Source organism: Candidatus Erwinia dacicola (genome assembly GCF_001756855.1).
GTDB classification, from domain to species: Bacteria; Pseudomonadota; Gammaproteobacteria; order Enterobacterales; family Enterobacteriaceae; genus Erwinia; species Erwinia dacicola.
In genome coordinates this window covers 1-6,391 of sequence record NZ_MAYS01000188.1, presented here as the reverse complement: position 1 = coordinate 6,391, position 6,391 = coordinate 1, and the positions used below count along the sequence as shown (strand labels likewise).

The 6,391-nt window shown below is 54.5% G+C and carries 5 protein-coding genes, 1 pseudogene and 1 other annotated feature; of the genes and pseudogenes, 5 read left to right on the top strand and 1 reads right to left on the bottom strand.

Annotated features, from left to right (window positions below):
* The 5 genes from BBW68_RS19115 to thrC form a co-directional block, all read left to right on the top strand.
* A partial coding sequence (locus BBW68_RS19115) for a hypothetical protein (protein ID WP_222563067.1) occupies nucleotides 1-193 on the top strand: 193 nt, incomplete at its 5' end.
* Between the two features lie 395 nt (nucleotides 194-588).
* Entirely contained in the window at nucleotides 589-660 is a 72-nt protein-coding gene (gene thrL / locus BBW68_RS20565) for a thr operon leader peptide (RefSeq protein WP_420835328.1), read from the top strand.
* Nucleotides 599-717: a sequence feature (Thr leader region), on the top strand. It overlaps the preceding gene by 62 nt.
* 24 nt (nucleotides 718-741) lie before the next feature.
* The gene (thrA, locus tag BBW68_RS05900; protein WP_070134409.1) at nucleotides 742-3,204 is read left to right on the top strand and encodes a bifunctional aspartate kinase/homoserine dehydrogenase I; all 2,463 of its coding nucleotides are present in this window, start codon (nucleotides 742-744) and stop codon (nucleotides 3,202-3,204) included.
* A 2-nt stretch (nucleotides 3,205-3,206) separates the two neighbouring features.
* Entirely contained in the window at nucleotides 3,207-4,136 is a 930-nt protein-coding gene (gene thrB / locus BBW68_RS05895; protein ID WP_070134408.1) for a homoserine kinase, read from the top strand.
* A 3-nt stretch (nucleotides 4,137-4,139) separates the two neighbouring features.
* Entirely contained in the window at nucleotides 4,140-5,426 is a 1,287-nt protein-coding gene (thrC, locus tag BBW68_RS05890; RefSeq protein ID WP_070134407.1) for a threonine synthase, read from the top strand.
* Between the two features lie 481 nt (nucleotides 5,427-5,907).
* Here thrC and yaaA read toward each other — a convergent pair.
* Nucleotides 5,908-6,189: pseudogene (gene yaaA / locus BBW68_RS05885) on the bottom strand (peroxide stress protein YaaA); the annotation flags it as partial.
* Nucleotides 6,190-6,391 lie beyond the last annotated feature (202 nt).

The window sequence follows — 6,391 nt, the reverse complement described above, 5'->3', positions numbered from 1 at the left end:
CCCGTTAGTATGCTCATACAGGCTGCGAAAAATAGACCTGCGCCCCCGTAATTTGCGTGATTTTCTCGTGCAGGGCGAATTCAGGGCCATTATCAGCGGTCAGAGTTTTAAACTCGCAGAAAGTATTGGCTTCAATGTCTCTGAAAGCGGCAACCACGGTTTTTTGCACGTCTATTGGGCAGCTTCCGAATGATGATGGTTTTTAGGGCCTTATCTACGAGAGTGAGCAGGAATGACTTCTGGTCTTTGCCCAAAATGGTGTCAATCTCAAAATGGCCAGGTTTCTGTTTGAGTTCGGCTTCAGCTGAGCTGATGTTCAATGCCAACACACACTAAAGGCTAACTCATCAATATATTTGCAACAGTGCCGAAAAAAAACTTATAGATAAAAACGCTGTCAAAAAGTAAAAAATTAGCGCGATTTACTGCCGTTTTTTTCTCTGCGTAACAGAACAGATCGGCGAAGATGGGAAAAAGGCTTAGCGGGCATCGCGGCACGAAAAGCGCCATTTGATAAAAAATTGACTTGGCCGGACGTTTGCTTTACTTATGAAGGCCGACAGATTTTACACACAGAATAAATCCACAATGCGTAAACACATCCTGATTACGACAATCATTATTACCACCACCATTACCACAGGTAATGATGCGGGCTGACGCATACAGGAAAAATCAAAATCAAGCCCGCCACCAACCAGTGCGGGCTTTTTTTCGGCAAAAATTCAGGAGAGCTTAAACATGCGAGTGCTGAAATTCGGTGGAACCTCGGTAGCCAATGCGGAACGTTTTCTGCGTGTGGCTGACATTCTGGAAAGCAATGCAAAACAGGGACAGGTTGCTACCGTATTGTCCGCGCCAGCGAAGATTACCAATCACCTAGTGGCAATGATTGAGAAAACCATCAGCGGCCAAGACGCCACGCCAAACATCACTGATGCCGAGCATATTTTTGCCGAACTGCTGCAGGGGCTGGCTGAAGCACAGCTTGGCTTCAACGGCGACAAGCTAAAAGCGGTGGTGGACCAGGAGTTTGCCCAGCTTAAGCAGGTGCTGCACGGTATCGCGCTGCTGGGTCAGTGCCCGGACAGCGTCAATGCAGCAATCATCTGCCGTGGTGAAAAGCTCTCTATCGCCATCATGGAAGAATTGTTGCAGGCGCGCGGTTACGGCGTCAGCGTGATTAACCCGGTTGAGCAGCTGCTGGCCGTCGGCCACTATCTGGAATCCACCGTCGATATTCCTGAATCCACCCGCCGCATCGCCGCACGCCTGCTCCCAGCCAGCAATATGGTGCTGATGGCGGGCTTCACTGCCGGTAACGAACGCGGTGAGCTGGTGGTACTGGGCCGTAACGGTTCTGACTACTCAGCCGCCGTGCTGGCCGCCTGCCTACGTGCGGACTGCTGTGAGATCTGGACCGACGTTGACGGCGTGTATACCTGCGATCCGCGCCAAGTGCCGGATGCCTGCCTTTTAAAATCAATGTCCTATCAGGAGGCAATGGAGCTCTCCTACTTCGGTGCCAAAGTGCTGCACCCGCGCACTATCTCACCTATTGCCCGGTTTCAAATCCCCTGCCTGATCAAAAACACCGCCAACCCACAGGCACCCGGTACGCTGATCGGCGGCGATGGGAGTGATGAAGACAACCCGGTGAAAGGCATCACCAACCTGAATAATATGGCGATGTTCAACGTTTCCGGTCCAGGAATGAAGGGCATGGTTGGCATGGCGGCACGCGTGTTCGCGGCAATGTCGCGCAGCGGTATCTCGGTGGTGCTGATTACCCAGTCCTCGTCCGAATACAGCATCAGCTTCTGCGTGTCGCAGAGCGAGCTGGCGCATGCGCGCCGCGTGCTGGAAGACGAGTTCTATTTGGAGCTAAAAGATGGCCTGCTGGAGCCGCTGGACGTGATGGAGCATCTGGCGGTGATCTCGGTGGTGGGTGACGGTATGCGCACGCTGCGCGGCATCTCTGCCAAGTTCTTCTCCGCGCTGGCGCGCACCAACATTAATATTGTGGCGATTGCGCAGGGCTCCTCCGAGCGCTCCATTTCGGTGGTGGTGAATAACGACGAAGCAACCACTGGCGTGCGCGTGGTGCATCAGATGCTGTTTGCTACCGGTCAGGTGATTGAAGTGTTCGTTATCGGCGTGGGTGGCGTGGGCGCTGCGCTAATCGACCAGCTATATCGTCAGCAGAGCTGGCTGAAGAACAAACATATTGACCTGCGCGTCTGTGGCATCGCCAATTCACGGGCGTTGCTGACCAACGTGCACGGCATTCCGCTGGAAAACTGGCAGGAACAGCTGAAAGCGGCGAAGGAGCCGTTTGATCTGGGCCGCCTTAATCGTCTGGTGAAAGAGTATCACCTGCTGAATCCGGTGATTGTTGACTGTACCTCCAGCCAGCAGGTCGCCGACCAGTATGCTGACTTCCTCGCCGACGGTTTCCACGTAGTGACGCCGAATAAAAAGGCCAACACCTCCTGCTGGAATTACTATAAGAAGATGCGTGCGGCGGCGGCAAAATCGCGCCGTAAGTTCCTCTATGATACTAACGTCGGTGCCGGTCTGCCGGTGATTGAGAACCTGCAAAATCTGCTGAATGCCGGTGATGAGCTGATCAGCTTTTCTGGTATTCTTTCTGGCTCGCTGTCGTTTATTTTTGGCAAGCTGGATGAGGGCGTATCGCTCTCTGACGCGACCAAAATGGCGCGTGAGATGGGCTTCACCGAGCCGGATCCGCGTGAAGACCTCTCCGGCCTCGACGTGGCGCGTAAGCTGCTGATCCTCGCCCGCGAAGCGGGTCATCAGCTGGAGCTGAGCGACATTGAGATTGAAGCACTGCTGCCGCCAGAACTGACCGCGATTGCCGATGTGGAAGCGTTTATGGCGCGCCTGCCGGAGCTGGATGACAGCATGGCGGCAAAAGTCGCCAGCGCCCGCGACGCGGGTAAAGTGTTGCGCTTTGTCGGTGCCATTGAAGAAGGTGGCACCTGTAAAGTGAAGATCGATGCGGTTGACGGCAACGATCCACTGTATAAAGTGAAAAAAGGTGAAAACGCGCTGGCCTTCTATAGCCGCTATTATCAGCCGATCCCACTGGTGCTGCGCGGTTATGGCGCAGGTAATGATGTGACCGCGGCAGGGGTGTTTGCCGATCTGTTACGTACTCTGTCGTGGAAGTTGGGAGTTTAATCATGGTAAAAATTCATGCCCCTGCCTCAATTGGCAATGTCAGCGTCGGTTTCGACGTGCTCGGGGCTGCAGTGTCGCCGATTGATGGCACCCTGCTGGGGGACTGCGTGACCGTGGAAGCGGCTAGCGAGTTCAGCCTGCACAACGAAGGTAGCTTTGTCAGCAAACTGCCTGCCGACCCCAAAGAGAATATTGTTTATCAGTGCTGGGGCCGCTTCTGTGAGACGATCGGCAAGCGCGTGCCAGTGAAGATGACTCTGGAAAAAAACATGCCGATTGGTTCCGGCCTCGGCTCCAGCGCATGCTCGGTAGTGGCGGGCCTGATGGCGATGAACGAACACTGCGGCAAACCGCTGAACGACACGGAACTACTGGCACTGATGGGCGAACTGGAAGGGCGTATTTCCGGCAGCGTTCACCATGATAATGTGGCGCCGTGCTTCCTCGGCGGCATGCAGCTGATGCTGGAAGAGAACGGCATCATCAGCCAGCAGGTGCCAGACTTTAGTGACTGGCTGTGGGTCATGGCCTATCCGGGGATTAAGGTTTCTACCGCCGAAGCCCGTGCGATCCTGCCTGCACAGTACCGCAAAGAGGATATTATTCACCATGGTCGCTATCTCGGCGGTTTTATCCACGCCTGTCATACGCAGCAGCCGTTACTGGCCGCGAAGCTGATGCAGGATGTGATTGCCGAACCGTATCGCACCAAATTGTTACCGGGCTTCGCACAAACTCGCCAGGCCGCCGCCGATATCGGTGCGCTGGCCTGCGGTATCTCCGGCTCTGGCCCGACGCTGTTTACCGTGTGCAACCAAGCTGATACCGCACAACGCATGGCAGAGTGGTTGCGTCAGCACTACCTGCAAAATGATGAAGGCTTTGTCCATATTTGCCGTTTAGACACGGCAGGCGCACGTAAACTGGGATAACGCATGAAACTGTACAATCTTAAGGATCACAACGAGCAGGTGAGCTTCGCACAAGCGGTGAAGCAGGTGCTGGGCACACAGCAGGGCCTGTTCTTTCCACTGGAGCTGCCTGAGTTCGAACTGACTGACATCGATGAGATGCTCAAGATGGATTTTGTAACCCGCAGCAGCAAAATCCTCTCGGCCTTTATCGGCGATGAAATTGCCCCGCACCAGCTGAACGAGCGCCTGAAAACGGCGTTTACTTTCCCAGCGCCGGTGGTCAAAGTGACCGAGGATATCTCGGCGCTGGAGCTGTTTCACGGCCCGACGCTGGCATTTAAAGACTTCGGCGGCCGCTTTATGGCGCAGATGCTCGCCTACGTCAGCGATGCCGATGAGAAGATCACCATTCTGACCGCCACCACCGGTGATACCGGTGCAGCGGTTGCCCACGCCTTCTACGGCATGGACAACGTGCGCGTGGTGATCCTCTACCCGCAGGGCAAAATCAGCCCGCTGCAGGAGAAGCTGTTCTGTACCCTCGGCGGCAATATCGAAACGATTGCCATCGACGGCGATTTTGATGCCTGCCAGGCACTGGTGAAACAGGCGTTTGACAATCAAGAGCTGAAAAAGACCATTGGCCTGAACTCGGCGAATTCGATCAATATCAGCCGCTTGCTGGCGCAGATCTGCTACTACTTCGAGGCAGTCGCACAGCTGCCGCAGGAGAAACGCAATCAGCTGGTGATTTCAGTGCCAAGCGGTAACTTCGGCGACCTGACCGCGGGCCTGCTGGCGAAATCGCTCGGCCTGCCAGTGAAGCGCTTTATCGCCGCTACCAATGCCAACGATACCGTGCCGCGTTTCCTTGAAAAGGGTGAGTGGACGCCAAACGTGACGGTTGCCACGCTGTCGAATGCAATGGATGTGTCGCAGCCAAATAACTGGTCGCGCGTGGAAGAGATTTTCCGCCGCAAAACTTGGCGTTTGCAGGACCTCGGCTACGGTGCCGTTAGCGATGAGACCACCAAAGCAACGATGCGCGAGCTGGTGGATATCGGTTACCTGTCTGAGCCACACGCAACGATTGCTTACCGCCTGCTGCGCGATCAACTGCAGGAAGGGGAGTTCGGTCTGTTCCTCGGCACCGCGCATCCGGCGAAGTTTAAGGAGAACGTGGAAGTGATTCTCAAGCAGCAGCTGCCGCTGCCGGACTCGCTGGCAGAGCGTGCCGACATGGAATTGCTGTCGCATAATATGAAAGCAGACTTTGCCGATCTGCGGGCGTTTTTACTGAAAAAATAATCTGATGCGCAGGGGCTGACCCTCTTTTGCGGTCAGCCCGCCGCGCCAGTGCCTCGACTCGGAGTGAGTGAAAAATAGGGGCACTCCCTGAGGTACCCCCAGAAATGACTTCCATCGCTAAACGTCCGCTAACCGGTCTGAGCTCAACCTGAACACGCCGGAACGGCGAAAGATGCCCCCTTCGGGCCTCGTCATGCGGCAACCCTGCCGCGTGACGTCCGGTTTACTTCAGGCTGAACTCATCCCGCGTTAGCATCGTGCTCGCTGTGGGTTTACAACCGCGACGATGTTGCTTTAGGTGAAAGGAGGGAAGGCTGTTTGTAGCAGGCTCACGGCCATGGATGGCAGTGCGCCAAGTGACAGAGATGTCTTCATGCCGCTGCGGAAAGCAGCCCTCCCTCCTAAAACTGACGTCTATCATCCTGCGATAATATTCAGAGCAATTTTTGTGGGGATACCTCAGGGGGGGCGCTCCCTACGCTTAAACGGCTTCGCGACGTTTAAACACCAGCTCATTCTCCTTGCTGGTATTCGTATCAAAGAAGTAGCCATCCACATCGAATTTCTTCAGCTGTTCCGGTTTACTCAGTTTATTCTCAATAATATAGCGGCTCATCAGGCCACGTGCTTTCTTGGCGTAGAAACTGATTACCTTAAACTTGCTGTTTTTCTCATCTAGGAACACCGGTTTGATAATCTCGCCGTTCAGCAGTTTCGGCTTCACCGCTTTAAAATACTCATCCGAGGCAAGATTAATCAGCACGGGTAGAGTCTTAGGACGTGGTGTAAATTTGGAAGGATGGTGAGAGCCATTGGCTTATCCGGTAAGGTAATGGTTAATTAGACAATTATCTCAGAAGGAGTCAACCGATGGCCGACAACAGCATGACATTCAGCAACACCCTGATGCAACTCGGCGGCGAGGACTTTCTGCGTGAACTCACCGAATTTATGCTCAACCGCAT